This is a genomic window from Roseovarius sp. SK2, assembly GCF_028807495.1.
Classification (GTDB): domain Bacteria; phylum Pseudomonadota; class Alphaproteobacteria; order Rhodobacterales; family Rhodobacteraceae; genus Roseovarius; species Roseovarius confluentis.
In genome coordinates, this window is sequence record NZ_JARAMK010000001.1 from 554,783 (window position 1) to 580,855 (window position 26,073).

Annotated in this window: 29 protein-coding genes; 14 read left to right on the forward strand and 15 right to left on the reverse strand. The window is 64.6% G+C overall.

Annotated features, from left to right (window positions below; all coding sequences use genetic code 11):
* Positions 1 to 106: 106 nt before the first annotated feature.
* Complete coding sequence (locus tag PVV74_RS02755) at positions 107 to 364, reverse strand: FAD assembly factor SdhE (RefSeq protein WP_274592142.1); 258 nt, start codon at positions 362 to 364, stop codon at positions 107 to 109.
* An 8-nt stretch (positions 365 to 372) separates the two neighbouring features.
* A complete protein-coding gene (locus PVV74_RS02760) occupies positions 373 to 768 on the reverse strand; it encodes a helix-turn-helix domain-containing protein (RefSeq protein ID WP_103761900.1) in 396 nt (131 codons plus the stop codon).
* 99 nt (positions 769 to 867) lie between these two features.
* Between PVV74_RS02760 and PVV74_RS02765 the strand changes: the two genes are divergently transcribed.
* Complete coding sequence (locus PVV74_RS02765; protein WP_274592143.1) at positions 868 to 2,070, forward strand: pyridoxal phosphate-dependent aminotransferase; 1,203 nt, start codon at positions 868 to 870, stop codon at positions 2,068 to 2,070.
* Between the two features lie 49 nt (positions 2,071 to 2,119).
* Entirely contained in the window at positions 2,120 to 2,536 is a 417-nt protein-coding gene (locus tag PVV74_RS02770) for a hypothetical protein (RefSeq protein WP_274592144.1), read from the forward strand.
* Between the two features lie 125 nt (positions 2,537 to 2,661).
* On the opposite strand, the gene PVV74_RS02775 is transcribed toward PVV74_RS02770, so the two are convergent.
* The gene (locus PVV74_RS02775) at positions 2,662 to 4,137 is read right to left on the reverse strand and encodes a class I adenylate-forming enzyme family protein (protein ID WP_274592145.1); all 1,476 of its coding nucleotides are present in this window, start codon (positions 4,135 to 4,137) and stop codon (positions 2,662 to 2,664) included.
* 281 nt (positions 4,138 to 4,418) lie between these two features.
* Here PVV74_RS02775 and accB point away from each other — a divergent pair, with 281 nt between their 5' ends.
* A complete protein-coding gene (accB, locus tag PVV74_RS02780) occupies positions 4,419 to 4,934 on the forward strand; it encodes an acetyl-CoA carboxylase biotin carboxyl carrier protein (RefSeq protein ID WP_274592146.1) in 516 nt (171 codons plus the stop codon).
* Between the two features lie 10 nt (positions 4,935 to 4,944).
* The gene (gene accC / locus PVV74_RS02785) at positions 4,945 to 6,297 is read left to right on the forward strand and encodes an acetyl-CoA carboxylase biotin carboxylase subunit (protein ID WP_274592147.1); all 1,353 of its coding nucleotides are present in this window, start codon (positions 4,945 to 4,947) and stop codon (positions 6,295 to 6,297) included.
* A gap of 217 nt (positions 6,298 to 6,514) precedes the next feature.
* On the opposite strand, the gene PVV74_RS02790 is transcribed toward accC, so the two are convergent.
* Positions 6,515 to 7,219, reverse strand: a complete 705-nt coding sequence (locus tag PVV74_RS02790) for a class I SAM-dependent methyltransferase (RefSeq protein ID WP_274592148.1) — start codon at positions 7,217 to 7,219, stop codon at positions 6,515 to 6,517.
* A 95-nt stretch (positions 7,220 to 7,314) separates the two neighbouring features.
* Between PVV74_RS02790 and aat the strand changes: the two genes are divergently transcribed.
* Positions 7,315 to 7,965, forward strand: a complete 651-nt coding sequence (gene aat, locus PVV74_RS02795) for a leucyl/phenylalanyl-tRNA--protein transferase (RefSeq protein ID WP_274592149.1) — start codon at positions 7,315 to 7,317, stop codon at positions 7,963 to 7,965.
* Here aat and PVV74_RS02800 read toward each other — a convergent pair.
* The 5 genes from PVV74_RS02800 to PVV74_RS02820 all read right to left on the reverse strand — a co-directional run bounded on the left by PVV74_RS02800 (position 7,929) and on the right by PVV74_RS02820 (position 11,518).
* Positions 7,929 to 8,306 (reverse strand): DUF2155 domain-containing protein, encoded by a 378-nt coding sequence (locus tag PVV74_RS02800; protein WP_103761658.1) that lies wholly within the window; start codon positions 8,304 to 8,306, stop codon positions 7,929 to 7,931. The two genes, aat and PVV74_RS02800, sit on opposite strands and share 37 nt — an antisense overlap.
* A complete protein-coding gene (gene mlaD / locus PVV74_RS02805) occupies positions 8,303 to 8,770 on the reverse strand; it encodes an outer membrane lipid asymmetry maintenance protein MlaD (RefSeq protein ID WP_274592150.1) in 468 nt (155 codons plus the stop codon). The genes PVV74_RS02800 and mlaD overlap by 4 nt, the downstream gene beginning before the upstream one ends.
* 27 nt (positions 8,771 to 8,797) lie before the next feature.
* Positions 8,798 to 9,181 (reverse strand): NADH:ubiquinone oxidoreductase subunit NDUFA12, encoded by a 384-nt coding sequence (locus PVV74_RS02810; RefSeq protein ID WP_103761901.1) that lies wholly within the window; start codon positions 9,179 to 9,181, stop codon positions 8,798 to 8,800.
* A gap of 248 nt (positions 9,182 to 9,429) precedes the next feature.
* Complete coding sequence (gene clpX, locus PVV74_RS02815; RefSeq protein ID WP_103761902.1) at positions 9,430 to 10,692, reverse strand: ATP-dependent Clp protease ATP-binding subunit ClpX; 1,263 nt, start codon at positions 10,690 to 10,692, stop codon at positions 9,430 to 9,432.
* 193 nt (positions 10,693 to 10,885) lie between these two features.
* A complete protein-coding gene (locus PVV74_RS02820) occupies positions 10,886 to 11,518 on the reverse strand; it encodes an ATP-dependent Clp protease proteolytic subunit (RefSeq protein WP_103761659.1) in 633 nt (210 codons plus the stop codon).
* Between the two features lie 368 nt (positions 11,519 to 11,886).
* On the opposite strand from PVV74_RS02820, the gene ctaD reads away from it, so the two are divergent.
* From ctaD to PVV74_RS02845, 5 genes are all read left to right on the forward strand, one after another.
* Positions 11,887 to 13,563: a cytochrome c oxidase subunit I gene (gene ctaD / locus PVV74_RS02825; RefSeq protein ID WP_103761660.1), complete on the forward strand. Its 1,677-nt coding sequence runs from the start codon at positions 11,887 to 11,889 to the stop codon at positions 13,561 to 13,563.
* Between the two features lie 251 nt (positions 13,564 to 13,814).
* Positions 13,815 to 16,283 carry a 5'-nucleotidase C-terminal domain-containing protein gene (locus PVV74_RS02830; protein ID WP_274592151.1) on the forward strand — a complete coding sequence of 823 codons (2,469 nt, stop codon included), beginning with the start codon at positions 13,815 to 13,817 and terminating at the stop codon, positions 16,281 to 16,283.
* Positions 16,284 to 16,510: 227 nt separating this feature from the next.
* Positions 16,511 to 16,798, forward strand: coding sequence for a putative quinol monooxygenase (locus PVV74_RS02835; RefSeq protein WP_103761662.1), 288 nt, complete (start codon positions 16,511 to 16,513; stop codon positions 16,796 to 16,798).
* A gap of 12 nt (positions 16,799 to 16,810) precedes the next feature.
* Positions 16,811 to 17,251 (forward strand): MarR family winged helix-turn-helix transcriptional regulator, encoded by a 441-nt coding sequence (locus PVV74_RS02840; RefSeq protein ID WP_274592152.1) that lies wholly within the window; start codon positions 16,811 to 16,813, stop codon positions 17,249 to 17,251.
* On the forward strand, positions 17,248 to 17,490 hold the full coding sequence (locus PVV74_RS02845) for a hypothetical protein (RefSeq protein WP_274592153.1): 243 nt from the start codon (positions 17,248 to 17,250) through the stop codon (positions 17,488 to 17,490). Before PVV74_RS02840 ends, PVV74_RS02845 begins: the two co-directional genes overlap by 4 nt.
* A gap of 17 nt (positions 17,491 to 17,507) precedes the next feature.
* Here the strand turns inward: PVV74_RS02845 and PVV74_RS02850 are convergent, their stop codons facing one another.
* The 4 genes from PVV74_RS02850 to PVV74_RS02865 form a co-directional block, all read right to left on the reverse strand.
* Complete coding sequence (locus PVV74_RS02850; RefSeq protein ID WP_274592154.1) at positions 17,508 to 18,263, reverse strand: MipA/OmpV family protein; 756 nt, start codon at positions 18,261 to 18,263, stop codon at positions 17,508 to 17,510.
* A gap of 81 nt (positions 18,264 to 18,344) precedes the next feature.
* Positions 18,345 to 19,127 carry an MBL fold metallo-hydrolase gene (locus PVV74_RS02855; RefSeq protein WP_274592155.1) on the reverse strand — a complete coding sequence of 261 codons (783 nt, stop codon included), beginning with the start codon at positions 19,125 to 19,127 and terminating at the stop codon, positions 18,345 to 18,347.
* Between the two features lie 131 nt (positions 19,128 to 19,258).
* A complete protein-coding gene (locus tag PVV74_RS02860) occupies positions 19,259 to 19,630 on the reverse strand; it encodes a cupin domain-containing protein (protein WP_274592156.1) in 372 nt (123 codons plus the stop codon).
* Positions 19,631 to 20,563 (reverse strand): hydrogen peroxide-inducible genes activator, encoded by a 933-nt coding sequence (locus tag PVV74_RS02865; protein ID WP_103761668.1) that lies wholly within the window; start codon positions 20,561 to 20,563, stop codon positions 19,631 to 19,633.
* 134 nt (positions 20,564 to 20,697) lie between these two features.
* Between PVV74_RS02865 and PVV74_RS02870 the strand changes: the two genes are divergently transcribed.
* Positions 20,698 to 20,949, forward strand: a complete 252-nt coding sequence (locus PVV74_RS02870; RefSeq protein ID WP_103761669.1) for a YdcH family protein — start codon at positions 20,698 to 20,700, stop codon at positions 20,947 to 20,949.
* A 197-nt stretch (positions 20,950 to 21,146) separates the two neighbouring features.
* On the opposite strand, the gene PVV74_RS02875 is transcribed toward PVV74_RS02870, so the two are convergent.
* A complete protein-coding gene (locus tag PVV74_RS02875) occupies positions 21,147 to 22,547 on the reverse strand; it encodes a glycine cleavage T C-terminal barrel domain-containing protein (protein WP_274592157.1) in 1,401 nt (466 codons plus the stop codon).
* A gap of 212 nt (positions 22,548 to 22,759) precedes the next feature.
* Between PVV74_RS02875 and PVV74_RS02880 the strand changes: the two genes are divergently transcribed.
* Entirely contained in the window at positions 22,760 to 23,689 is a 930-nt protein-coding gene (locus PVV74_RS02880; protein ID WP_103761670.1) for a dihydroneopterin aldolase, read from the forward strand.
* Between the two features lie 106 nt (positions 23,690 to 23,795).
* Entirely contained in the window at positions 23,796 to 24,806 is a 1,011-nt protein-coding gene (folP, locus tag PVV74_RS02885; RefSeq protein ID WP_274592158.1) for a dihydropteroate synthase, read from the forward strand.
* A 36-nt stretch (positions 24,807 to 24,842) separates the two neighbouring features.
* On the opposite strand, the gene PVV74_RS02890 is transcribed toward folP, so the two are convergent.
* Positions 24,843 to 25,766: a DMT family transporter gene (locus PVV74_RS02890; RefSeq protein ID WP_274592159.1), complete on the reverse strand. Its 924-nt coding sequence runs from the start codon at positions 25,764 to 25,766 to the stop codon at positions 24,843 to 24,845.
* A gap of 102 nt (positions 25,767 to 25,868) precedes the next feature.
* On the opposite strand from PVV74_RS02890, the gene PVV74_RS02895 reads away from it, so the two are divergent.
* Positions 25,869 to 26,033 (forward strand): hypothetical protein, encoded by a 165-nt coding sequence (locus tag PVV74_RS02895; RefSeq protein WP_274592160.1) that lies wholly within the window; start codon positions 25,869 to 25,871, stop codon positions 26,031 to 26,033.
* Positions 26,034 to 26,073: the final 40 nt, after the last annotated feature.

A 26,073-nucleotide genomic window follows, 5' to 3' on the forward strand; every position in this document is an offset into this window, starting at 1 on the left:
TCGTCTCCATGCGATACTGCTCGGAGACTGATGTGACAAAGAAAGCCGAATAATCGGTTAAATGCCGCAAATACAGTGTAAAATGCGAAGCATTTCGCGGCTTGCGTCAGCCGGCGGAGACGGCGCGGACCTGCCCGATCAGCGGGGCCAGGTGTTCGGGCGGATCGGTCTGGCCCGTGACCCACTGGTAAAGGTCCTGGTCGTTTTCCTCCAGCAGCGCCTCGTAGAGGTCCAGTTCGGCGGGCGTCAGGGCGGCCAGACGCGCCTCGGAGAAGCGCATCAGAAGGATGTCCATCTCCTTGATGCCGCGCCGCATCGACCGCATGCGCAGCCGCTTGAGCCGTGTTTCCGCAGATTCGGTCAAGGCGCGGATCAGGCCCGGTCCTGCAGCACCTTGCGCAGGGTCTTTTCCAGCCTGCCAAGGCGTTCGGCGCTGCCGACGATCTGCGTACGCAGGGCGCGGATCTCGGTCATCATGGCGGTCACGTCGGCGTTGTCCTCGGCGTCGGCGGGGGCCTCGGGGCCGTCGCCTTCGGCCATCAGCAGCCAGCGCAGGCTTACGTTCAGCAGGCCCGACACGGTGGAAAGCTTGTTCGCCCGCGGCTCGGTCACGTCGTCTTCCCAGCCCTGGAGGGTCTTGAGCTTGACGCCCAGCCGCTGCGCCATTTCCTTTTGCGTCATGCCCGCCGCCTCGCGTGCCCCCGCAAGCCGGTCACCGAACGTGGTGGCATCGGGATCGAACCAGTCGTTTTGCGTCTCGGCGGTCATGGTCTTCCTTTCCGGGGTTTGGCTCATCGAAAGCATCTTGCCTAGCATACGAGCCATGACCTACGAAGACCACAGCCGAAAAACCACCAGAGGTGCGACATGTCTCCGCTATCAGCGACACTTTCCCGCGTGAAACCTTCTCCGACCATGGCAATTTCCGCCAAGGCGCTGGAAATGAAGGCCGCGGGCGAAGACGTGATCGGCCTGAGCGCGGGCGAGCCCGATTTCGACACGCCGGAAAACATCCGCGCGGCGGGTATTCGGGCCATCGAGGACGGCAAGACGCGCTATACCGCGCCCGATGGCATTCCCGAGTTGAAAGACGCGGTGTGCGCCAAGTTCAAGCGTGACAACGGGCTGGAATACACGCGCTCTCAGGTCAGCATCGCCTCGGGTGGAAAGCAGATCCTGTATAACGCGCTGATGGCGACGCTGAACCCCGGCGACGAGGTGGTGATCCCGGCGCCCTTCTGGGTCAGCTATCCGGACATGGTGACACTGGCCGGCGGCACGCCTGTGATCGTCGAGGCGGGGATCGAGACCAGGTTCAAGCTGACACCCGAGGCGCTGGAGGCGGCGATCACGCCGAAGACCCGCTGGTTCATCTTCAACTCGCCGTCGAATCCGACCGGCGCGGGGTATTCGTGGGACGACCTGAAGGCGCTGACGGACGTTCTGATGCGGCATCCCCATGTGTGGGTGATGACGGATGACATGTACGAGCATCTGGCCTACGGCGATTTCCGCTTCTGCACGCCTGCGCAGGTCGAACCGGGCCTTTACGAGCGCACGCTGACCTGCAACGGGGTTTCCAAGGCCTATGCGATGACCGGCTGGCGGATCGGATATGCCGCGGGGCCCGAGGTGCTGATCGGCGGGATGCGCAAGATCCAGTCGCAATCGACCTCGAACCCCTGCTCGATCAGCCAGTGGGCCGCGGTCGAGGCGCTGAACGGCACGCAGGATTTCCTGGCACCGCATAACGAAATGTTCGTCCACCGCCGCGACCTGGTGGTCGACGCGCTGAATGGCATTCCGGGCCTCACCTGCCCGCGGCCGGAGGGGGCATTTTATGTTTACCCGTCCATTCAAGGCTTGATCGGCAAGACCAGCGCGAATGGTGCGGTTATCGACAGTGACGAGGCTTTCGTGACCGCGCTGCTGGAGGAGACGGGCGTCGCCGTGGTGCATGGCGCGGCGTTCGGCCTGTCGCCCTATTTCCGTGTCAGCTATGCCACATCCGATGACGCGCTGAAGGAGGCGTGCGCCCGGATTGCGGACTTTTGCGGGAAATTGTCGTAATGCGTCAGGCGATTAACCGGAACCATCGCGAGACGCATGGGAGACCCGCTTGAGCGGCGAGTTGCCAGACTATTATTTCCGCGTCCGTGAGAACGGGGCCTTCGTGTTTCGCGTGGACACCGAGAACCGCCAGCGGCGGATCGAGATGGACCAGATCGCGGTCATCAACATCAAGAACGGCCAGGTCAAACCCCATGGTGACAGGGAGCTCAGCGACGAGGACGCGCGGGTCATCAAGCAGTGGATGGACGAGCGCACCGAGCTGCTCGCCAAGCGGGACATCGACGATATTCACCGTGCGGTGGATTACCTGAACCTGACGACCCACTGGGCACAGTCGCGGGCCACGGACGACCAACTGGAGGACGTGACCGACGCCCTGCTGCTGGCGATGCACGACTTGCGGACGGTGCTGGTGCGCAAGAAGGCGGACCGGATACTGTCCGGGGACAAGGACGACGGCTGAGCCACCAATTTCTGCGCAGAAATCGGGCCGGAAAATACGTATTTTCCGGATCAGGATTTACGCAAACCTGGTCCATTTTCTTGCAAGAAAATGCTGCGGAAATTTGCAAATTTCCGCCCGCGCCATCAACTCTGCGCCAGACGCTCTCGCAGCGCGGTCTTGACCACCTTGCCGTAGTTGTTCTTGGGCAACTCATCGACAGCGACATAGGCCTTGGGGCGTTTGAACCGGGCAATCCGGTCCAGACAATGGGCGTCGAGCGCGGGCTCGTCCAGTGTGCCGTCCTTCGGGACCACAAAGGCCACCACCTCCTCGCCCCATTCGGCGCTTTGACGACCCACCACGGCCACCTCGGAAACCGAAGCGTGGGTCAGCAACGCCTCCTCGACTTCGCGGGGATAAACGTTCTGGCCGCCCGAGATGATCACGTCCTTCGAGCGATCCTGAAGGGTGAGAAATCCCGCCTGATCGAGATGCCCCGTGTCGCCGGTCAAAAGCCATCCGTCGCGAATGGTCTCGGCTGTGGCGATCTCGTTGCGCCAGTAGCCGGGCATCACGAGGTCGCCACGCACCATGATCTCGCCAACCTCGCAAGGCCGAAGGGCTTGCCCCGCGGCGTCGCCGACGCGCAGTTCGACCCCAGCCTGGGCACGGCCGACAGTGGCAAGGGCGCGCCGGGCCGAGACGTCCTCGCGGCTCAGCGACGTGATCGCCATCGGCGCCTCGCCCTGCCCGTAGATCTGGATGAAAACCGGGCCGAACACATCCAGCGCCGCCTCGATATCGGAGACGTACATCGGCCCGCCGCCGTAGACGACACTGCGCAGGCCGGTCCCGTCGCGACCTTCGGCTTTTGCGTAATCGGTCAGCCGGCGCACCATCGTGGGCGCGGCGAACATGTGCATCCGTTCGTAATGCGACGCAAGGTCGAGGATTTCACGCGGGTCGACGCCGCCGCTTTCGGGCATCACATGGCGGGCGCCCATCAGCACATGCACGAGGCTATAGAGCCCGGCGCCATGGCTCATCGGTGCGGCGTAAAGCGTGGCGTCTTCGGAACTGACCGCGTCGACCGAGGCGAGGTAGGCAAGGCTCATCGTCTGAAGCATCCGGTGGGTGATCTGCACACCCTTGGGCCACCCCGTGGTGCCGGAGGTGTAGAAGAGCCAGGCCAGGTCCGACGGCGCGCGTGGCACGAGGGGCAGCGGATCGCCCGCGACCTCGTCCGGGGAGGCGACCGGACAGGCGGTCGCCGCCAGCGCCTCGACCTGCGCCCCGGTTGCGATGCAGAGCGACGCCTCGGCATTGTCGAGGATCCAAGTTACTTCCTGTCCGTGCAGCCGGGCGTTGACCGGCACGGCCACGGCCCCGGCGATCCAGATGCCGAAAAGCGCCACGAGATAATCGGGGTGGTTCGCCATGAAGAGCGCCACGCGGTCGCCGGGGCCGGGGCCGGTGCCGCGCGCGACGAGACCGCCGGCGAAGGCGGCGGCGCGGGCGTGAAACCCGGCGTAGTCGGCGATGCTTCGCGTGCCGTGAAACAGCGCCGGCTTGGTCCCGCCTGCCTGTGCCTGACGCTGGAGCCAATGGGCGATGTTCATGCGCATCCTCGCGGCCTAGGGGTTGCGGCCAGTGTTTCCCCGACCGCGGGCCAGTTCAATCGCAAACTCTGTCACCGCGCGTCAGCGGGGACTTTCGAAGGCAAAAAGCCACCCGCTTGGGACGCGTTTGATTTTCCGCTCGCAATCCTGCGCCGAATGCCTCAGATTTCCTTGCAAATAGGCGCTTTCAAGTAGGCCCATCCTGGCCTATAAGCGCGCAAAACAAGACAGGCGCGGCCGGACGGGACAGTGGGCCGCGACCCTAGCTTCGAGGATACGGGATGCCGGACAAGACTTCCAAGACGAACCACGACGCGGATGTGGCGTTTATCAAGGCGCTTGCCGAAGTGCTGAACGCGAATGACCTGACCGAGTTGGAGGTCAAGCGCGAGTACGGCGACGACGACACGCTCAATGTCCGGGTCAGCCGCAAGCAGAAGGTCGTGCAGCAGATGTCGGCCCCCGCCCCGGCGGCACCCTCTGCGCCGCACGCGCCCGCCGCGGCACCGGCCGCCTCAGGATCCGAACCTGCCGCCCCCGCGAACGAAGATCCGGCCAGCCATCCCGGCGCGGTCACCTCGCCTATGGTCGGGACGATCTACATGCAGGCCGAACCCGGCGCGCCCGCCTTCGTGGCGACCGGCCAGCAGGTCGCGGAGGGTGACACGCTGCTGATCGTCGAGGCGATGAAGACCATGAACCACATCCCCGCCCCCCGTGCCGGAACCGTGAAGCGCATCCTGGTCGAGGACGGCGCCGCGGTGGAATACGGCGCGCCGCTGATGATCATCGAATAAGGGCAGCGCGATGTTCGACAAGATCCTTGTGGCCAACCGGGGCGAGATTGCCCTGAGGGTGATCCGCGCGGCCCGCGAGATGGGCATCCGCACCGTGGCGGTGCATTCCACCGCCGATGCCGACGCGATGCATGTGCGCATGGCCGACGAATCCGTCTGCATCGGGCCGCCGCCCGGGTCCGAGAGCTATCTGTCGATCCCGTCAATCATCGCCGCCTGCGAGGTGACGGGGGCGCAGGCCATTCACCCCGGCTATGGTTTTCTCAGCGAGAACGCCAATTTCGTGCAGATCGTCGAGGACCACGACCTGACCTTCATCGGCCCCACCGCCGAGCATATCCGGGTGATGGGCGACAAGATTACCGCCAAGGACACCATGAAGGCGTTGGGCGTGCCCTGCGTGCCGGGCTCTGAGGGCGGGGTGGCCGATCTCGCCGCGGCCAAGGCGCTTGGTGACGAGATGGGCTATCCGGTGATCGTCAAGGCCACCGCGGGCGGCGGCGGGCGCGGCATGAAGGTGGCGCAGACCGCCGCCGACATGGAAAACGCCTTCATGACCGCGCGGTCCGAGGCCAAGGCGGCCTTTGGCAATGACGAGGTCTATATCGAGAAATACCTGACCACGCCGCGCCATATCGAGATCCAGGTCTTCGGCGATGGCAAGGGTCGCGCGGTCCACCTGGGCGAGCGCGACTGTTCGCTGCAACGGCGGCACCAGAAGGTGTTCGAGGAGGCGCCCGGCCCCTGCATCACCGAGGAAGAGCGCGCCCGGATCGGCCAGATTTGTGCCGATGCGGTGGCCAAGATCGACTATGCCGGCGCGGGCACAATCGAGTTCCTGTACGAGAAGGGCGAGTTCTATTTCATCGAGATGAACACCCGGCTTCAGGTCGAACACCCTGTCACCGAGGCGATCTTCGGCGTCGACCTGGTGCAGGAACAGATCCGCGTGGCCGAAGGGCTGCCGATGTCCTTCACCCAGGAGGATCTGAAGATCAACGGCCATGCCATCGAGGTGCGTATCAACGCCGAGAAACTGCCGACCTTCTCGCCCCGGCCGGGCAAGATCACGCAGTTTCACGCGCCGGGCGGCCTGGGCGTGCGGATGGATTCGGCGCTTTATGACGGTTACAAGATCCCGCCCTATTACGATTCCCTGATCGGCAAGCTGATCGTCCACGCGCAGGACCGTGCCACGGCGCTGGCGCGGTTGAACCGCGCATTGGGCGAGTTGATCGTGGACGGCGTCGACACCACCGTACCTCTGTTTCACGCTCTGCTGCAGGAGCCCGACATCCACTCGGGCGACTACAACATTCACTGGCTGGAACATTGGCTGGAAACCAACCTGCAGGACGGCTGAGCCCGGCCCCAATGTGCCGGTGCCCGGGTCTGTACATCGCGTGATGTCGACCAGGCCGCAGGCTTTCCAACCCTCTGTGCTGCGTCCGCGTAGCCTTGCCGCCGGGCAACTCGATTTCGACGGGTTTGGCCCCGAGGGCGCCTTTGCCTCGCCCTTTTGCCAAGTCGCTGACCGGGCGGCACCTGCGCCACCCTGGTGCCAGACTTTCGCCGCACGCTCAGCTGTCCCTGGCGATCAGCGTAAAGCTCGCGCGTCCGATCGGCCCGGTGCGGTAGTAATCCGACAGACCGTCGCGCAAGCCAGGCGGCAGCTGCGTCCAGTCGGTCCAGTCCACCTCGTAGCCTGCCGCCTCGGCGGCCTGGGTGATCGCGCCGCGGCTGGGGATCATGTGCGGCGGACGGGACGGCCCGCCAGTGGCGCGCCGCGGCTCCAGCCGCAGGACCGGGTCATGTGAGCCCGCCACGACACCGTCGCCCAGCACCATCCGGGGCCGCAGCATGGCGACATCCGCGAACACACCGTGCAGGTCGCTTACATCGCGCAGCACGTCCATCAGGACCACCAGTTCGAACCGCTTGGCCCTGTCGGCGGCGTGTTGCAGAAAATCGAGCGGGTCGGCATGGCGCATCTCGACCCGTTCGCGGGCACCGATCGCGGGCAAATCCTCGAACCGGGCGGCAAGATCCGCTTGCGCCTCGACCCCGACAACCTGCAACGCGCCGGCCTGCGCGAGGTCGGCGCACCACTTGCCGTCGCCGGCACCGAGGTAGAGCACACTGCTGTCGGTGATGACGTGGCGAAAACAATCGAACAACATGCCGTAGCGCGCCTGACGCCGGTTGGCGCGCTGGCGCAGGGTGTCTTGCACCGCGCAATTTCCATCAGTCCCACCCACGGCGGGCGCATCGTTCAGGCCGTCCATGTCATCTCCTTTGCCATGCACCGTGCAAAGGCTTACCATGGGAGGTGTAACGAAGCGTAAACGCCGCCCCGCCCTGCCCCGCCATCCGGACGCCAATGTCAAACCGTCAGCCGCCTCTTGATCCAGACCTCTTGTTGCAGGCCTATGCCGCGGGCATTTTCCCGATGGCCGAGTCGCGCCACGACCCCGATCTGTTCTGGGTCGACCCACGGATGCGCGGCGTGCTGCCGCTGTCGGGGTTCCACGTTTCACGCTCGTTGGCACGTCGGATGCGGCGCGGGGCCTATAATGCCACACTCAACGCGGATTTCGCCGGCACGGTGGACGGCTGCGCCGACCGCGCGGAGACGTGGATCAACGGGCAGATCCGGTCGCTTTACCTGGAACTGCACGCCAGGGGCCACGCCCATTCTCTGGAGATCTGGCAGGACGACCTTCTGATCGGCGGGGTTTACGGCGTGACGTTGGGTGCCGCGTTCTTCGGCGAAAGCATGTTCTCGCGCCGCACCGACGCGTCAAAGCTGGCGCTGGCGCACCTGACGGGGCATTTGCGGCGCTGTGGCTTTCTGCTCTTCGACACGCAGTTCCAGACCGAGCACCTGGCCAGCCTGGGCGCGCAGGAAATCCCACGCGCGGCTTACCGCAAGCAGCTGGCCCGCGCGCTGGAGGCGGAGGCGGATATCAACCACCCGCCTTTCGATCCGGCGCCTCATTGGGTCATGCAGCGCAACACCCAGATGTCATAGCGTTGATGTTCCACCGCGTTGAGCGCGGGCGACGAGGCCAGCATCCAGCCCGAGAAAATCGGCGGCGCGGATTCCTCGGGGTGGACGGTGAGAAAGGCATAGGCGTCGCCCGCCGGATTGCCCGCGGGATAGCGGCATTCGCCCAGTTCGATGCGCATCCGACCGACACTTGCAGCGCTGGCATTGGCGATCTCGAGGTCGCCGGATTCGGTGGTGATCTTGTCGACCCAGCGCAGCACGACGCCGGTGCCGACCTCGACCTCTTCCTGCGCCGCGGCGGGCGCGGCAAGGGCCAGCGCCATGAGGGCGGCGGCCGGGATGCTGCGGTGCCAGGGGGTCATTCGGGGGCATCTCCACCGTCGTCGTCTCCGGCCACGAACTTGGTCAGAAGCGCGATCAGGCTGACGGAGCCTTGCGTGAACTCGATCTCGTCGCCAGCGGTGAAGTAGAAGGGCGAACCGCCGGGCATGATCTCGACAAAATTGCCACCCAGCAGACCCTCGGAACTGATCGCCAGCGCACTGTCGTCGGGCACCTCGATATCGTCGCGCACGGTAAAGACGGCGCGGGCGCGGTAGGTGTCGGGGTCGAGCTGCATGTCGGTGACGCGGCCGACCTTGACGCCGGCCAGGCGTACATCGGTTCCGACGTCTATGCCGTCGGCGCTGCGAAAGCTGGCGCGCAGCTCGTACTCCGGCGCGGCGCCCGAAAAGCCGCTGACTTGTCCGGCATAAATCACGAAACCCGCGGCAATCGCCAGCACGGCCCCGCCGACGGCGACCTCGGTCATGTTCTCGCTGGCCATGGGCGGCTCCTGGCTGGTGGGTCGGGGTTACTCGGGGCTCCAGGCCTCGTAGTCGCGGCGCTCGGCCGGATCGGCGCGGCGGATCGAGCCGGCGGGCGCATAAGCCAGCGCGGTGCCGGTAAGGTTTTCCTCGTGCGGCTTTTCCCAAGGCTTGCGCTTGAACGGCGCCTCGGTGGGCGGCTCCTTGTAGGTGTGGTGCAGCCAGCCATGCCACTCGGGGCTGACGCGGCTGGCCTCGGCCTCACCGTTGAAGATCACCCAGCGGCGCTTGCCGTCGCTTGTCTGGTAAAAGGTGTTGCCCTGATCGTCCTCACCGACCTTCATGCCATTGCGGCGGGTGTGAATCATCGTGTTGAGCGTGGCGCCGTTCCACCATGTGACGGCGCGCAGAAGCGAGGTGAGCAGACCCATCATGATCCTCCGGACTATGCTTGGTCCCGATATGCCGCAGATTGCCGCCAAGGTCCAGCCCGGACGCGGCCCTGCCGGCCTGTCTTCGCCATTGGCTGGTGTTGGCCGGCAAGGAGACGCCGGGCCGTATTCCTGTCGTGCGATCCGGCACTGGACCATTTTCTTTCAAAGAAAATGGGCAAGAAAATTCGAATTTTCTTGCCCAAATTTTTTGTAAAAATTTGTGCCTCCAAAGGCCCACCGTCGGGTCAGCCCGCGCTGGTGCCTTCCTTCTTGGCCTCGGCATGCACCATCAGCGGTGCGGCCTCGGCACTGACGGCTTCCTCGTTGACGACCACTTCCTCGACATCTTCCATGCCGGGCAGTTCGAACATCGTGTCGAGCAGGATATCCTCGAGGATCGAGCGCAGACCGCGCGCGCCTGTCTTGCGTGCAATCGCCCGCTTGGAAATCGCGCTCAGCGCATCGTCGGTGAAGCTGAGCGTCACGTTCTCCAGCTCGAACAGGCGTTGATACTGTTTGACCAGCGCGTTCTTCGGCTGGGTCAGGATCGTGATCAGTGCATCCTCGTCGAGGTCCTCCAGCGTCGCGATAACCGGCAGGCGGCCGACGAATTCCGGGATCAGGCCGAATTTCAGCAGATCTTCGGGTTCGAGGTCCTTGAACACCTCGCCCACGTTGCGCGATTCCTCGTCGCGCACATCGGCGCCAAAGCCCATGGCAGAGCCCTTGCCACGCTGGCTGATGATCTTGTCGAGCCCGGCAAAGGCCCCACCGCAGATGAACAGGATGTTGGTCGTGTCCACTTGCAGGAATTCCTGCTGCGGATGCTTGCGCCCGCCTTGCGGCGGTACGGCGGCCACGGTGCCTTCCATCAGTTTCAGAAGCGCCTGCTGCACGCCCTCGCCCGACACGTCGCGGGTGATCGAGGGGTTTTCCGACTTGCGGGTGATCTTGTCGACCTCGTCGATATAGACGATGCCGCGCTGCGCGCGTTCGACGTTGTATTCCGACGCCTGCAACAGCTTGAGGATGATGTTTTCGACATCCTCGCCCACGTACCCGGCCTCGGTCAGCGTCGTGGCGTCGGCCATGGTGAAGGGCACGTCGAGAATCCGCGCCAGCGTCTGCGCCAGAAGCGTCTTGCCGCAGCCCGTGGGGCCGATCAGCAGGATGTTCGACTTCTGCAGTTCGATGTCGTTCTTGCCGGAGTGATTGAGCCGCTTGTAGTGATTGTGCACCGCGACCGAAAGCACGCGTTTGGCGGTGAACTGGCCGATCACGTAATCGTCCAGCACATCGCAGATCTCGCGCGGGGTGGGCACACCGTCGGTCGCCTTCAGCCCGGCGGTCTTGGTCTCTTCGCGGATGATGTCCATGCAAAGCTCGACGCATTCGTCGCAGATGAACACCGTCGGACCCGCGATCAGTTTTCGAACCTCGTGCTGGCTCTTGCCGCAGAAGCTGCAGTAGAGCGTGTTCTTGCTGTCGCCACCGGAATTATTCGCCATTCTTGCACCTTTCGGCGTGTCGCGCCGCGTTTTGGGCCCATCGATTTGCGCCACTGTGGATGTATGCGACCGGGTCAGCCGGCCCTGGCGCGGGTCCCTTGTTTCTCGTCCGTTCGAGGCAGCTTAGGGCAGAGCGTTTGGCACCTCAATGTCAAAATCGCTCCTACCCCGCCTTCCACCGCACTCGGGCGGATCACTTGCCGTCTTCTTCACCCTTTGCACGGTTTTCCACGATTTCGTCGATCAGGCCCCACTCCTTCGCGTCCTCGGGCGACATGAAGTTGTCGCGCTCCAGCGCGTCCTCGACCTTCTTCAGCGATTGTCCTGTGTGTTTTACGTAAATTTCGTTAAGACGCCGTTTCAGCTTCAGCGTCTCCTCGGCGTGGATCATGATATCCGTCGCCTGGCCCTGGTAGCCGCCCGAAGGCTGGTGGACCATGATTCGGCTGTTGGGCAGCGAGAACCGCATCCCCGCCGCGCCCGCCGTCAGCAGCAGGCTGCCCATGCTGGCGGCCTGGCCGATGACCAACGTGCTGACCTTGGGCTTGATGTATTGCATGGTGTCGTAGATCGACAGGCCCGAGGTCACGACGCCACCGGGGCTGTTGATATACATCGAGATTTCCTTGGAGGGATTCTCGGCTTCGAGGTGCAGAAGCTGCGCCACGATCAGGCTGGACATGCCGTCATGCACCGGGCCGTTCACGAAGATGATCCGCTCCTTAAGCAGACGCGAGAAGATGTCGTAGGCCCGTTCGCCGCGGCTGGTCTGCTCGACCACCATGGGGACGAGCGTGTTCATGTAGGTTTCCATCGGGTCTGTCATGTTGCCTGCCTCTTGATGCGCATGGTCCGGACCGTGGATCGGCCCGCGTCGGAGTGAACCTTATGCGTGGGCCGGGGGGGCTTCAAGAGCGACCGGCGATTTTCGATTGCGGCTTCGGGGCCCGTTGGCCCGCGCCTCCGAAACACCGCTTTGGTGAAGAAATCGTTAATTTTTGCGGGGCTCTGGCCGCGTTTCACTGCCCGTCCGGCTGCGACAAAAAATATCCGCATATGTCAATCTGGCGCATTGCTCATTGTCGCGGGTCATTCTAGAACCTTTCTCGTGTTGCGGGACACGTCGCGGGGGAGTCTGTCTGACCCCTTCGCCATGCGGTGTCCCTGTATAAATGACCAGCAGGAGGCACCCAGATGGCAGACGCAGCCATTCACGGCCACGGACATGAAGACAATCGCGGGTTCTTCACCCGCTGGTTCATGTCCACCAACCACAAGGATATCGGGATTCTCTACCTGATCACGTCGGCATTCGTCGGCCTGATCTCGGTGGCGTTCACCGTTTACATGCGGCTCGAACTGATGGAGCCGGGCGTTCAGTACATGTGCATGGAAGGCGCGCGGTTCACCGCGGCGGCCGCCGGCGAATGTACCCCGAACGGCCACCTCTGGAACGTCATGATCACCTATCACGGTGTGCTGATGATGTTCTTCGTGGTGATCCCCGCCCTTTTCGGCGGCTTCGGCAACTACTTCATGCCGCTGCAGATCGGCGCGCCGGACATGGCGTTCCCGCGCCTCAACAACCTCAGCTTCTGGCTTTATGTCACCGGCACGTCGCTGGGTGTCGCCTCGCTACTGGCGCCGGGTGGCAATGGGCAGCTCGGTTCGGGCGTGGGCTGGGTGCTCTACCCACCGCTTTCGACCAACGAGGCGGGCATGTCGATGGACCTGGCGATCTTTGCCGTGCACGTGTCGGGCGCAAGCTCGATCCTGGGCGCGATCAACATGATCACCACCTTCCTGAACATGCGCGCACCGGGCATGACGCTCTTCAAGGTGCCGCTGTTCAGCTGGTCGATCTTCGTGACCGCGTGGCTCATCCTGCTGTCGCTGCCGGTTCTGGCGGGCGCCATCACGATGCTGCTGACCGACCGCAACTTCGGCACGACCTTCTTCGACCCCGCGGGCGGCGGTGACCCGGTTCTGTACCAACACATCCTGTGGTTCTTCGGCCACCCGGAAGTGTACATCATCATCCTGCCCGGCTTTGGCATCATCAGCCACGTGATCGCGACCTTCGCGCGCAAGCCGATCTTCGGCTACCTGCCGATGGTCTGGGCGCTGATCGCCATCGGCTTCCTCGGCTTCGTCGTGTGGGCGCACCACATGTACACCGTGGGCATGTCGCTGACCCAGCAATCCTACTTCATGCTGGCCACGATGGTCATCGCGGTCCCGACAGGCGTGAAGGTGTTCAGCTGGATCGCCACGATGTGGGGCGGCGCGATCGAGTTCAAGACGCCGATGCTCTGGGCGTTCGGCTTCCTGTTCCTGTTCACCGTGGGCGGCGTCACCGGCATCGTCCTCAGCCAAGCGGGCATCGACCGGGCCTATCACGATACCTACTACGTGGTGGCGCACTTCCACTACGTGATGAGCCTTGGTGCCGTTTTCGCGATCTTCGCGGGGGTCTACTTCTACTTCCCCAAGATGACCGGGCGCATGATCCCCGAATGGATGGGCAAGCTGCACTTCTGGGCGATGTTCATCGGCGCGAACCTGACCTTCTTCCCGCAACACTTCCTGGGACGTCAGGGCATGCCCCGCCGTTACATCGACTACCCCGAGGCCTTCGCGGTCTGGAACTACTGGTCGTCGCTGGGCGCGTTCCTTTCCTTCGCCAGCTTCCTCTTCTTCTTCGGCGTGGTGTTCTACGCGTTGTTCCGCGGCGCGAAAGTGACCCAGAACAACCCTTGGAACGAATATGCCGACACGCTGGAATGGACCCTGCCCTGCCCGCCGCCCGAACACACGTTCGAGCAGCTGCCGAAGCGGGAAGACTGGGACAAGCAGCCCGCGCATCACTAAGCGCCGGCTGACCAGCCTGAAACTTTTCGAAAGGCCCCGGAGCAATCCGGGGCCTTTCTCTTTCGTCTGCGGCGTCGCATCTGTTTCGAGTTGTGCCGATACCTTTCCGTTGCGCTCTGCCTCGCCACGGCCCGTCGCCATTCACAAAAATTTAACACCCCCGCTGCGTGCCTGTTACCTACGCGGGGCTTTTCTTTGTCCGATGCCGCGTCGCTGCGACGTGGAACCAATCGGACAAGGGGAGTCTTCAGATGTTTTTCAGACACGATTTCGGTACGCCGTGGGGCAACCGCGGGTTTTCATGGAAAGACAAGTTTCCCGGCTTCTGGGATTGGTCCAATCCGCAGGAGGACAATGACCCGGCACCCGCCCCCACCGCCACGGACGACGTGGCGCGCGTAGTTGGTCGCAAGACCACGCTGGACCTTCTGGCGAATGACCTGCCGGGCGAGGAAAGCGATGCCGATGACCTCTTCGTGTCAGAGATCAACGGCCAGGATGTGGGCCGTCGCAAGCTGGTGCTGCTGCGCGACGAGGACAGCGGCCACCTCGAAGGCTTCGTCAAGATCAACAAGGACGGCACCGTCAAGGTCAAGGCCTTCCCGTGGTTCGACGGCGAACTGGATTTCACCTACCGCGTCTCGAACGGCGAGACCGAAAGCGAGGAAGCCAGCGTTTCGGTCGAGATGCTGGACCGCGACGATACATTTACCCTGAATCTGCTGCATTTCGCCGACCAGGAGGCCGGTGCCGCCGCGGTCGAGGATGCGCCCAACCTGTCGGCTGTGCTGAACGCGCTGCGCGACGAGGATGTGGGCGCCGACGCGACGCTGACGCTGTCCTCGGGCGACGCGTTCATCCCCGGCCTGTTCTATGACGCCTCTGCAGAGGTCTTCGGCTCGGCCGGCATCGCCGATATCCAGATCCAGAACGAGCTGGGCGTGCAAGCGGTGGCCCTGGGCAACCACGAGTTCGATTTCGGCACCGGCACGCTGGCCGACCTGATCTCGGGCGACGCGGAGGGGGATTTCGCCGCCCTGTCAGGCACCGATCTGGACGGCATGGATTTCGCCGGGGCGCTGTTTCCCTACCTGTCGACCAACCTCGATTTCTCGACCGATGCCAACCTCGCACCGCTAGCCGTCGAGGGTGGGCAGGCGCCGCAGGCAAACGTCGTCACCTCCTCGACCGTGATCGAACAGGACGGCGAGCGCATCGGCGTCGTCGGCGCCACGACGCCGACGCTGGGCTCGATCTCGTCGCCCGGCGACGTGGGCATCACCCCCGGCTGGGCCGGCACCGACCCCACCGAGGCCGAGCTGGATGCGCTGGCCGCCGAGATCCAGGCCGAGGTCGACGCCCTGCTGGCCGCGAACCCAACCATGGACAAGGTGATCATGCTGGGCCACATGCAGCAGATCGGCATCGAGTTCGGACTGGCCGAGCGCCTGACCGACGTGGACGTCATCGTCGCCGGCGGCTCGAACACCCGGCTATTCGACGACAACGACCGTGCCCGCGACGGTGACAGCGATCAGGGCCAGTACCCGGCCTTCATCGACAACGCGGGCGGCACCACCACGGCGGTCGTCAACACCGATGGCAGCTACAAGTACGTGGGCCGGCTGGTGATCGAGTTCGACGCCAATGGCAACATCATCCCCGAAAGCTATGACGCGGATGTCTCGGGCGCCTATGCCACTGACGACCAGGGCGTGGCGGACCTGAATGCAGGTGCGCTGATCGACCCCGAAATACAGGCCATCGCCGATGCGATCCAGGACCAGATCCTGGCGACCGAAGGCAATGTATTCGGTATCTCGGAGGTATTCCTGAACGGCAACCGGTCGGGCACCGGCACAGGCGAAGACCCTGACGGGGTGCGCACGCAGGAAACTAACCTGGGCAACCTGACGGCAGATGCCAACCTGGACTATGCCAACGAGATGTTCGGTGATGGCGACGACATCTGGGTGTCGGTCAAGAACGGCGGCGGTATCCGCGCCTCGATCGGCCAGACGGTGGTGCCCGCCGGCGGGACCGAGCCGGTGCGCGTCGTGAACGAGCAGATCCTCGACAGCGACGGCACCGTGGTGAAGCCCACGGGCGGTATAAGCCAGAACGACATCCAGACCACGCTCGCGTTCAACAACGACCTTGTGGTCGGCCAGCTGACCGCGACCGAGCTGGTGGCGGTTCTGGAACATGGCGTCGCCGCCCTGCCCGGCGTTGCGGGCCAGTTCATCCAGGTGGCGGGTGTCGAGTTCAGCTTTGACCCCGATGCCCCGTCGGGCGCGCGGATCGACGACGCGGCCTTTGTCGACCCCGACACCGGCGAGATCCGCGCGGTGCTGGTGGATGACGGTGTGATCGTGAATCCCGACCAGGAATACGGCGTCGTGACGCTGGGCTTCCTGGCCGCGCCGCGCTTTGACGACGATGGCAGTTTCATCGGTGGCGGGGATGGCTACCCCTTCCCCGAGGACTTTGATTTCGTGCCACTCGAACAGGAAGGCGTGCAGACCGGAGATGCCACCTTCGCGGATGACGGCACCGAGCAGGACGCGCTGGCCGAGTATCTGCTGGACAATCACAACACCGCCGCCACGGCGTTTTCCGAGGTCGATACCGGCCCCGAGGATGACATGCGCATTCAGAACCTGGCCTTCCACGATGGTGCGGCGCTGGATGCGGCCGTGGACGATTTCCTTTTCGCCTGACCTGCCGCAGAACGACCAAAAAGGCCCCGGCGCAATCCGGGGCCTTTTTCATCTTCACGTCACGGCCCGCCGCTCTGCCCCCCGGCCCATCCCGGACTTGATCCGGGATCTCATGGCGCAAGAGATCCTCGGATCAGGCCTGAGGATGACGCTTCGATGTGAAATGATTTACATTTACCATGATATATACCATGGTAATAAAAATTCAGAATCACAGGAGCCGCCTCATGTCCCTCAGCGTTTTCGCCACCATCCACCCCAAGCCAGACTGTCTGGACGAGGCCCGCGATGCCATCCTGGGCATCCTGTCCGAGACCCGCGCCGAAGCAGGATGCCAGCATTTCACCCTGCACCGCAATGTCGACAGCGGTAGCCTGCACCTGACCGAGATCTGGGACGATCAGGCCGCCTTCGACGCGCATCATGCTCAACCCTACACTAGGCAAGTGTTCGAGCGTTACGAGCAGTTGCTGGCCGCGCCCGTCGAACTCACGTTCATGCACCCGATCGCCTGAGACTGCCGGCCCATGTTCTTTCTCAAGGACCTGCCCACGCGGCGCATGATCGAAAGCTATTCCGGCCATTATGATACCGGCCCGGAGACGATCCGCGACGGGCTTGCCCTGCTGCGGCGGGCCAGCCTGCTGATCCGGCGGCTGGACGCCTATTTCGCGCGGCATGGGTTCTCGCAGCTTCGGTTCCTGTTCCTGATCGTGATCGACCGCGAGGAAGATCGCGACAGCCTGACCGTGGGCGAGATCACAGAGCGGCTGGACGTGTCCGGCCCGGTGGTGGCGCGGACCCTTCGGACGCTACTCGACGATGGGTTGGTGACCAAGGTGACGGACGAGAACGACAGCCGCATCCGCCATATCGCACTGACACCCGAGGGGCGGGAAAGGCTGACGACCATCCTGCCCGGTTATTTCCGCATTATCGCGAACGAGATGGAAGGCGAAGATCCATGAGGCCCGCTTTGCGGATCTTCCTGGTGTGGCTGGCGGTCTGGCCGCTGGTCATGGTGGGGTTGGCTGTCTTGCAGGCCATCGGCCCGGACTGGCCAATGCCCCTGCGCACGCTGGTTCTGACCGGCGTACTCGTCCCCTTGATCTCGCTAGGGATCGCGCCCTTGGTGGCCCGGCGACTGGACCGCTCCACCGGCAATAACGCAAAGGCCCCCGCTTCACCGGTGTCCTTTGACAGATAAAACCGCAATGCCTTGCGTCAGCGGCCGAAGTTGAACCGCCGCATCGCGGCCAACGACACGGTGAAGCTGTCATCGTCCTGGACGATGGGTGAATCCGCCGCGTCGCCGACATACCGGTTCCAGGCCAGCGTGCCATCCAGGTACCAGTTCTGCGACAGTTCATACTGCGCGCCGACCTCGATCCCCGCGCTGACGATGCCCGAGCCGGGCGCGTAGGCGGGAAAGGCCGACAGCCCCGCTTCGGCCGGGGTGACGCCGAAATAGGTCGACGTGTAATCATCCGCCCCCCACAGCACCCGTGGCCCCACGGTGACGGTCCAGTCGTCCGAGGGGCGGAAGATCGCGTCGGCGCCAAGCTCGCCCACCCAGCTTTCATGGCCGACCACGCCATAGCGCACATCCGCGAAGGCCTGGAAATTCTCGGCGTTGTAGCCGACGCCGCCGCCGATCTCGAGGCTGAAATCGACGTCGCGCAATCCGGTAAGTTCCACGTGGTCCGAGCTGTCGCGTTCGCGGATCACGCGAAGCGAGCCGCGGGGCCGCCATCCCAGATCGACGGCGTTGGGATCGGGGTCGCCGAATTCCAGCCGGCCGATCTTGAGGTGGCCGAACTTGAACCCGCCGGTCACATCCGCCTCGTAGTCGTCCGAGCCGAAATACTCGGGCTGGTAAATCCCGCCGATGCCTGCCGAGAAGGACAGGCTGGGGCCGGACTGGGCCAGGGCCATGCCGGGAACACACGTCATGGCGGCGATCAGGAATGTGGATTTCATATGCGGTCCTAATGTCTTGCGGTGGGGGCAAAGGCGGCGGCGTGCCACCGCGCGCGCCATGGCGCGGCGACACGGGTAAGATCAGCTCAGGCTGCCGTTGTACCAGTCATGCAGAGACACCTCGGTCTCGGCCCCCGCATCGCTCAGCATTTGGGCAAAGGCCTCGGGGTCCTGCGTGCCGCCGTCGCGGCCGCGATAGTGATACGGGATCACCACGGCAGGCGCGAATTCGGCCACCGCGTCTGCAGCCTGTTCGGCGGTCATGGTGAAGGGCAAGTTCATGCAGACCAACGCCACGTCGATGTCTTCCAGGCCGCGCATCTCGTCCGTGCCCTCGGTATCACCCGAGATATAGACCCGGCCCGCATCCATGGTCACGACAAAGCCGATATCGCCCCGGTCCTGCGGATGGAAATCCATGCGGTCCTCGGTGAGGTTGTAGGCCGGTACAGCCTCGATCCCCAGCCCCATCATCTCGGTCGTCTCGCCGGCGGCGATGGCCTGGGTGCGGCCCTGCATGTCCTCGGGCATCATGCCCATGACGTCGGCATTGGTCAGGATCGGCACCTCGGGCAGAACCCCCAAGAGGTCGGCGTTGTAGTGGTCGCCGTGCCGGTGGGTGACAAGGATCAGTTCGGGATCGGGCAGACCCTCGTACTCCGACGCCTCGCCCACCGGGTCGACATAGACCACGCCCGCGGGCGTCTCCATCACGAAGGAGGCGTGCGAAATGGGATGAATGCTGACGACCCCGTCAAGAAAGCTCATGCTGGCGCCTTCCTCGGCGGCGAAGGCCAGCGACGGCAGAACGGTCACGGTGCCGGCGGCGGCGGTGCCGATCAGGAAATTGCGTCTGGTGGTCATGGGGGTTCTCCCTGTCTGTTCCAATTTGTGGTTTCCGGCCCGGGGCCGGCCACCGTTCGAGCAGGCAGGTAGTGCGATCCCGACCTGTGGCGAGGGGCGTTCGGAAACGGACCGCGGAAATCGACCCGCGTTCAATATTCGCCGGGCTTCCAGCCCATGAAGGCCTTTGTCACCGCCTCGGAGACATCCCATGTCACCCGCATGCCGTCCCGGACGAAAGCGGTGTCGCCGGGGCCGAGATCCAGCACAGCGCCGGTGGCGTGATCGGTGATGCGGCAGCGCCCCTGCAGGATCACCATCATCTCGTCGCCCTGCTCGGTGCAGGCAAATGCCCCTTCGGAACAGCGCCAGATGCCGGTGCGCGTGGCGTGCCCCGGTCCGCCTGCATCCAGCCGCCCGTGACAGACCGGATCGCCGCGCAGCATGCGGTAATCGCTTTCCGGGGCATCGAAGGGCCAGTGCTCCAGCGAGCCGACATCTTCCCCGGGAGTGTATTTCAGCATCTAGGCCTCCAATGTCACAAGGTCGGCGAAATGCTCCTGTACCACCGCCTGGACGATCCCGCCGATCCGCCGGGCCAGCGCGGCATGGGCCGCCCGTCGGCGCCAGACCAGCCCGATCGAGCGGGTCAGCCGGTCGCCATTGAAAGGCCGGATCGCCACGTCGCCGTCTTTTCCATCCACCTCGGACCGGACATAGAGCGCGGGCAGGAAACTGACACCCATGCCCAGCGCCGTCATCTGGCGCAGCGCATCCAGGCTGGTGCCCTCGTAATCCTGGCGCAGACGCGCGCCCACATCCTCGCACAGACGCAGGATCTGGCCGTGCAGCAAGTAGGCATCAGACAGCGACAGCACGTCCTGCCCTTGCAGGTCAGCTTCGTCGACCCGTGCCGCCGCCGCCAGCGGATGGTCTTGCATCATGGCCAGCTTCAACGGCTCGCGGAACAGCCGCATCACGTCCACATCGGCGGATTGCACCGGCAGTTGCGTCAGGATCATGTCGTGCCGACCCTCGTCCAGTTCATCCTGCAGCACGCGCGGGGCGGCATCGCGGATCACCAGCTTCAGCGCGGGGTAAGCGCGGTGCAGCCGCCGCGTGACATAAGGCAGAAGATACGGCCCCAGTGTCGGCGTCGTGCCCAGCCGCAGCGTGCCACCAACGCCGTCCTTCGCTTCGCGCGCCCGCGTCGCCAGCGTCTCGACCTCGTCGATCACCTTGCGGGCCTGCGCCAACACCTCGCGCCCGGCAGGCGTCAGAACGGCCCCGCGCCGGCCCCGCTCGACCAACTCGACACCAAGCGCGGATTCAAGCCGAACGATCTGCTGGCTGAGCGAGGGCTGGCTGATTCCGGCGCGTTCCGCGGCCTTGCGGTAATGGCCCGCCTCGCTGAGCGCCAGGAAATAGCGCAACTGGCGCAAGGTGATATCGTCCATCGCATGGTCCTTCGCGGGGTCTTTTTCAAGATAGGTTTTTCCTATCGGATTTTCAGCTTCGATAGGATTTAATCTTCGCACACCCCTCCCCATCTCTTTGCCACAGTTCAACACGCATCATCGGGAGGACCCACATGAAACGCCGCACACTTTCGCCCAAGAGCCTGAAGGCCCGGATCGACACGTTGACCCGCCGCCACCGCGAGATCGACCTGCGGATCACCCGCGAGCAAAGCCAGCCCGCCGCCGATGCGCTGCGCCTCAAGCAGCTGAAACAGGAGCGGCTGGGCCTGCGTGATGCGATCCGCCTGACCCAGACCCTGCTGAAGCGGCTGGACCCGCGTCCGGCCCGCCTCGGTTGGCAACAGCAATTCCATTCCGGGTAACGCGGTGATCGATTTCTACATCGCGCTGATGGCGCCGCGCTTCTTGCGCAGCCAGGACCTCGACGAGCTCGAAGAGGTGCTGTTGGACGACTGAGTTCCGCGCGGGGGCCGTACCCTCATCCCGGCCCGACGCGCGTGGCGACATGCCTGGATCGCGCGAGCCGACTACGTAAGCGGTCCATTCCGGGGGCTTGTCGTCAATCCGGGGCAGGTCCGGGGCGGCGAACAGGGGCGTCGCTGCCGGACCTGCCCCGACTGGGGGTCTTAGGCGCAGCTGCGCTCAGCCGCGCGCCTCGCGCCTCGCGCACATTGGGGTGTTCGGAGGGGCGGAAAGGCACCTCGCAGACGTCTGCCGACGCCGCCTGCCCGGAATGCTCTGCATAGGCCTCGGGCAATTCCACCTGCAGCCGCGATCCGATATCCGAAAGTGTCCACGGCACGAAAGCCAGCGCGATGTTCACCTCCAGCTCCGGCGACCACCAGGCGGACGTGACATAGCCGACGCGATTGCCGTCCTCATCCTGCACCAGCCAGAAATCGGAGGGGTAGTCGGTGACGGGCAAGCCGCCCATTTTGATCCCGACCATCTTGAGGTTGAACGGATAGTTTCCTGCCTCGATCGCGTCACGCTGCCGCTCGAGTGTGGCCTTGCCGATGTAATCCGCCTGCTTCTCCTTCGGCACCTGGTACGCGAGGTTCACCTGGAAGGGCGAGGTTTCGTGATCCATGTCCTGCCCCCAGGACAGGATGCCGGCCGCGATCCGGCGGTGGTGTCCGGGCGCGATCACCCGCAGGCCGTAGCGCGCGCCGGTGCCGCGAATGGCGTACCACACTTTCTCGGCGTTCTCCGAGGCGTCGCGCACGTAGACTTCATAGCCTTTCTCGCCGGAAAACCCGGTCTGGCTGATGACAACGGGTGCCCCACCGATCGTGGCTTCCATCATGCCGTAATAGGGCACGTCCCGCAAAGTCTCGTCCACAAGGTCGACCATGAGATCCTCGGATAATGGCCCCTGCACCTGCAACGGAGCGACGTCGATTTCGTCGATCTCGACATCCCAGTTGCCGTGCACGTTGACCCCGCGCAGCCAAAGCAGCAGGTCCGAATCAGAGATCGAGAACCAGAACTCGTCCTCTGACAGCCGCAGAAGGACCGGATCGTTCAGGATGCCGCCTTTTGCGTCGCAAAGAATGCAATACTTGCCATGCATCGACTTGATTTTCGTGGCATCGCGGGTAATCACGAAATTCACGAAGGCCTCGGCATCCGGCCCGCGCACCCTGATCTGCCGCTCGACGGCGACATCCCAAAGCGTGACCCGATGCACCAGGCTGCGGTATTCGGCCATCGTGCCGCCGTCTTCTTCCCGCACGTAGCCGCGGGGGTGGTACATCCGGTTATAGACCGTTGCCCGCCATGCGCCCGCCTCGACCGACAGATGCCAGAAGGGCGATTTGCGGACCCGGGTCGAGACCAGCATCTCCACCGGCGTCCCGCCGGACTGGCGCAGGTTGACCGGCACGAGCCGGTCGGTCTGGTCGACCTCTGCAACGTTGGGATGGGTGAAGGTTCGGTTCTGCGCTGTATCGGCAGTCATGGGCGCGCTCCTCCTGTTTCTAGGTCAACGCAGCGCTTCCGGGCCACGTTCCGTTCAGATGGATCGTGCGGCAGGATCGGGGATATTCCGCCGATTGCCCCGTCACCCGCCGCATCTGCCGGAGCCGAGGCGCAGCCCGTCGCATTTACGGGTTCCACCCCCGCCCCGCACCATGATATGCCCGGCTGGATGAAAATTGGGGGGAGGCCCAAATGTCCAAGGAAATCCGTCTCGCCTTCGCGCATCCGTCCGAGCGTGCCGACGCCACTGCCCCCGACGGCCCGCTCGACCGGATCTCGGTGCGCGATCACGTGGTCGAGGTCGAGATCGGCGCGTTCCAGGCCGAACGCGGCACGACCCAGCGCGTCGCGTTCAACGTGGTGGTCGAGGTGCGCCCGATGACTGCCTCGATAGACGACGACGTGGACCGCATCCTCAGTTATGACAAGGTGACCGAGGCCATCGCCGCCGAACTGGCCGAGGAGCGACTGAACCTGCTGGAAACCCTGTCCGAACGCATTGCAGAGCGCATCCTGCTGGAACCGCAGGCGGTGCGCACCTTCGTGCGGGTGGAAAAACTGGACCGTGGGCCGGGCGCGCTCGGGGTCGAGATCGTCCGCTCGGTCGAGGACCTCAAGACCAAGCCCGTGGGCCATCACGCCGACATCACACCGCATCCGCATGTGGTGTACCTGTCGAACACCGCGATCGGCTCGCCCAACCTGTCGCGCTGGCTCGACCAGCTTCAGGCGCGGGCCGAGCCGGTGATCCTTTGCGTCGGCCACAACCGCGTCGACAGCCCCAAGACCGGGCACCGCATGTCGCAGCGCCGTGTCGATCTGCTGGCGCTGGAACAGAACGCCTGGGTTCTGGCCGGGCGCGATGACCGTTGCGTGGTGGTGGGCACACGGACGGAACTGGACTGGGCGATGAAGAACGGCCAGATCAGCGTCTGGGCCCCGTCGAAGATCGTGCTCGATGCCGTGGACGGCCCGCGCACCGGGCCGGATGATCCGGTGGGGCTGGCGGCGTGGTTCGCCGGGCACATGGACGCCTCCGACCTGCTCCTGATCGGCGAGGTGCCGCCCAACGACCCACCCGTTCCGACGCTGGTGCAGGATATCGCCCAAAGCGGCTTGTGAGACCCCGTCTCACAAGCCGTCCCGGACCCGATCCGGGACCTCCCAGCCGCCTGACACCCCGTCCCGGGCTTGACCCGGGACCTCGCTGACCCGAAGAACACCCGACATGCCCTACTACCGCCCCATCCCCCGCACCGACCACGCCCGCCCCGACACGGCCCGGACCCTGGCGGGGGGCTGGTGCTGGTTCGACACGGTCGAGGAACTGCACCGCGACGCGCCTCCCCGCCTGATCCCGGCGCAGGACGCCCCGCCCGAGGTACTGGCCCGCCTGACGGGCCCCCGGGCGCCCGTCACCGGGCTGGACATGGCGCGCCCCGCCCTGATGGGCATCCTCAATGTCACGCCCGACAGCTTTTCCGACGGCGGCCAGCACAACGCGCCCGACGCGGCGCTGGTCCGGGCCGAGGCGATGACCGCCGCGGGGGCCGAGATCATCGACATCGGCGGCGAATCCACCCGCCCCGGCGCCGCCGAAGTGCCCATGGACGAGGAAATTTCCCGCACCGCCCCGGTCATCGCGTCGCTGCGCCAGCGCTCCGGCGTGCCCATCTCCATCGACACCCGCAAGGCCCCCGTCGCCCGCGCCGCGCATCAGGCCGGCGCGAGCCTCGTCAACGATGTGGCGGGCTTCACCTTCGACCCTGACCTCGCGCCCTTCTGCGCCGAGGCCGGCCTGCCAGTCTGCGTGATGCACGCGCAGGGCACGCCCGACGTGATGCAGAAGGATCCGCGCTATGACAACGTGGCTCTTGATGTCTATGACTGGCTGGAGGAACGCATCACCGCGCTGGAACACGCAGGTATTCCCCGCGACCGGATCGTCGCCGATCCCGGCATCGGCTTCGGCAAAACGCTGGAGCACAACCTGACGCTGCTGCACAATCTGGCGCTGTTTCACGGGCTGGGCTGCGCGGTGCTGCTGGGGGCCTCCCGCAAGCGTTTTATCGGCACGATCGGCGGCGCCGAAGAGGCCCGCCACCGCGCCCCCGGCTCCATCGCCGTGACGCTGGCCGGGGTTGCGCAAGGCATCCAGATCCACCGTGTGCATGACGTGGCCGAAACGTCGGAGGCGCTCAGGCTTTGGATGGCCGCCACCGTCGCGCCGGAAAATTAGAAATTTTCCGGCCTGATAAAATTCGTACGAATTTTATCAGGCGCCGAACAGTCGCCGCAGCGCCCCCAATTGGCTGAGCGCCACACCCCCGAGGATCAGCGCAAGACCAAGGTAGAGGCTGGGCGGCAGCGCTTCGAACAGCACCACAGCACCGAAGATGATCGACCAGATCGGCACCTGGTAGTTCACCAGACTCAGAAAGACCGGCCCGGCATCGCGGATCACCTGCACCAGCAGGATTTGCGCCACGCCCGTCGGCAACAAACCAAGGTATATGAGCGCCCAAAGCGTCCGGCCCTGCGGCATCTCTGGCAGGCCCTCGACCGCAAGCGCATAAGGCGTGAACACCACCGCCGCGACGGTCAGCACGGCGGCAGCCAGCGACAGGCGATCCACCTCCGGCGCGAGGCGTGTGAAAATAGACCCGACGGCATAACATCCCGCCGCCGCGACACAGGCCAGCCGCGCCAGCATCTCGAATTCCGCACCGGTCGAGCGCAACGCCTCCGGTCCGATAAGCACCGCGACACCCAGCGTGCCCATCACGAAGCCCACCGCGCGGCGCATATGCATCCGCTCGCCCGGTACCAGAAAATGCGCCAGCGGCAGGACCAGCAGCGGCACTGCCGCCATGCAGACACCCGCAAAGCCCGACGCGACCACCTGCTGGCCCCAGCTGAGCAAAAAGAACGGCAAGGCGTTGGAAAACAGCCCCATCGCCACGATGAACGCCCAAAGCCGTCCGGCCTGAGGCCCGCGACGGCGCGGCAGGCCCCGGCCCGTCGCGCGGCAGAGTAGCAGCAGGAAAAGCGCCCCCAGGGTCAACCGCACCGCCACCACGGTCAGCGGCCCGACCCCGTCCAGCGCCACGCTGACCGCCATGAAGGACGCGCCCCAGATCATGCCCAGCGCGCAGAGCCTCAGCCAGTTTACCGGTGCGACAGCAATTGTTTTCTCCATTCAGATCAACTCTCCGGTCATGCGGGTGCGTGTCAAAACGTCCCAAGCGCATTGTCGTTCGTCGCGGCGCAGCCACGTCTTGGGACTGAAAGGAGGCCCTTAATGGACATAGCCATCGGCGCTGCGGCCCTGTCGATCATCACCTTGGTGATCGTGCTCATCTTGGCCGCTCGCAACAAGCAAAAGACCGAAGAGCGAAAGAAAGATGCCGACATCCCGCCAAGTTCGCTTGCCAAGGACGGCGATTCTCACAAGCCGGTCGACTGACAATAATGAAAAGAGCCGGCGCAACTCACCGGCTCTTTCC

Excerpts from the sequence above, each read along its gene's own strand:
- PVV74_RS02820 (WP_103761659.1), bottom strand. The coding sequence starts at position 11,518 with ATGACAGACCCGATGGAAACCTACATGAACACGCTCGTCCCCATGGTG.
- PVV74_RS02890 (WP_274592159.1), bottom strand. The coding sequence starts at position 25,766 with ATGGAGAAAACAATTGCTGTCGCACCGGTAAACTGGCTGAGGCTCTGC.
- PVV74_RS02850 (WP_274592154.1), bottom strand. The coding sequence starts at position 18,263 with ATGAAATCCACATTCCTGATCGCCGCCATGACGTGTGTTCCCGGCATG.
- clpX (WP_103761902.1), bottom strand. The coding sequence starts at position 10,692 with ATGGCGAATAATTCCGGTGGCGACAGCAAGAACACGCTCTACTGCAGC.
- PVV74_RS02860 (WP_274592156.1), bottom strand. The coding sequence starts at position 19,630 with ATGCTGAAATACACTCCCGGGGAAGATGTCGGCTCGCTGGAGCACTGG.
- PVV74_RS02895 (WP_274592160.1), top strand. The coding sequence starts at position 25,869 with ATGGACATAGCCATCGGCGCTGCGGCCCTGTCGATCATCACCTTGGTG.
- PVV74_RS02810 (WP_103761901.1), bottom strand. The coding sequence starts at position 9,181 with ATGGGTCTGCTCACCTCGCTTCTGCGCGCCGTCACATGGTGGAACGGC.
- PVV74_RS02840 (WP_274592152.1), top strand. The coding sequence starts at position 16,811 with ATGTTCTTTCTCAAGGACCTGCCCACGCGGCGCATGATCGAAAGCTAT.
- aat (WP_274592149.1), top strand. The coding sequence starts at position 7,315 with ATGTCAAACCGTCAGCCGCCTCTTGATCCAGACCTCTTGTTGCAGGCC.
- PVV74_RS02790 (WP_274592148.1), bottom strand. The coding sequence starts at position 7,219 with ATGGACGGCCTGAACGATGCGCCCGCCGTGGGTGGGACTGATGGAAAT.
- PVV74_RS02865 (WP_103761668.1), bottom strand. The coding sequence starts at position 20,563 with ATGGACGATATCACCTTGCGCCAGTTGCGCTATTTCCTGGCGCTCAGC.
- accC (WP_274592147.1), top strand. The coding sequence starts at position 4,945 with ATGTTCGACAAGATCCTTGTGGCCAACCGGGGCGAGATTGCCCTGAGG.
- folP (WP_274592158.1), top strand. The coding sequence starts at position 23,796 with ATGCCCTACTACCGCCCCATCCCCCGCACCGACCACGCCCGCCCCGAC.
- PVV74_RS02870 (WP_103761669.1), top strand. The coding sequence starts at position 20,698 with ATGAAACGCCGCACACTTTCGCCCAAGAGCCTGAAGGCCCGGATCGAC.
- PVV74_RS02800 (WP_103761658.1), bottom strand. The coding sequence starts at position 8,306 with ATGACCCCCTGGCACCGCAGCATCCCGGCCGCCGCCCTCATGGCGCTG.
- PVV74_RS02830 (WP_274592151.1), top strand. The coding sequence starts at position 13,815 with ATGTTTTTCAGACACGATTTCGGTACGCCGTGGGGCAACCGCGGGTTT.
- ctaD (WP_103761660.1), top strand. The coding sequence starts at position 11,887 with ATGGCAGACGCAGCCATTCACGGCCACGGACATGAAGACAATCGCGGG.
- PVV74_RS02880 (WP_103761670.1), top strand. The coding sequence starts at position 22,760 with ATGTCCAAGGAAATCCGTCTCGCCTTCGCGCATCCGTCCGAGCGTGCC.
- PVV74_RS02835 (WP_103761662.1), top strand. The coding sequence starts at position 16,511 with ATGTCCCTCAGCGTTTTCGCCACCATCCACCCCAAGCCAGACTGTCTG.
- accB (WP_274592146.1), top strand. The coding sequence starts at position 4,419 with ATGCCGGACAAGACTTCCAAGACGAACCACGACGCGGATGTGGCGTTT.
- PVV74_RS02775 (WP_274592145.1), bottom strand. The coding sequence starts at position 4,137 with ATGAACATCGCCCATTGGCTCCAGCGTCAGGCACAGGCAGGCGGGACC.
- PVV74_RS02760 (WP_103761900.1), bottom strand. The coding sequence starts at position 768 with ATGACCGCCGAGACGCAAAACGACTGGTTCGATCCCGATGCCACCACG.
- PVV74_RS02875 (WP_274592157.1), bottom strand. The coding sequence starts at position 22,547 with ATGACTGCCGATACAGCGCAGAACCGAACCTTCACCCATCCCAACGTT.
- PVV74_RS02855 (WP_274592155.1), bottom strand. The coding sequence starts at position 19,127 with ATGACCACCAGACGCAATTTCCTGATCGGCACCGCCGCCGCCGGCACC.
- mlaD (WP_274592150.1), bottom strand. The coding sequence starts at position 8,770 with ATGGCCAGCGAGAACATGACCGAGGTCGCCGTCGGCGGGGCCGTGCTG.
- PVV74_RS02845 (WP_274592153.1), top strand. The coding sequence starts at position 17,248 with ATGAGGCCCGCTTTGCGGATCTTCCTGGTGTGGCTGGCGGTCTGGCCG.
- PVV74_RS02765 (WP_274592143.1), top strand. The coding sequence starts at position 868 with ATGTCTCCGCTATCAGCGACACTTTCCCGCGTGAAACCTTCTCCGACC.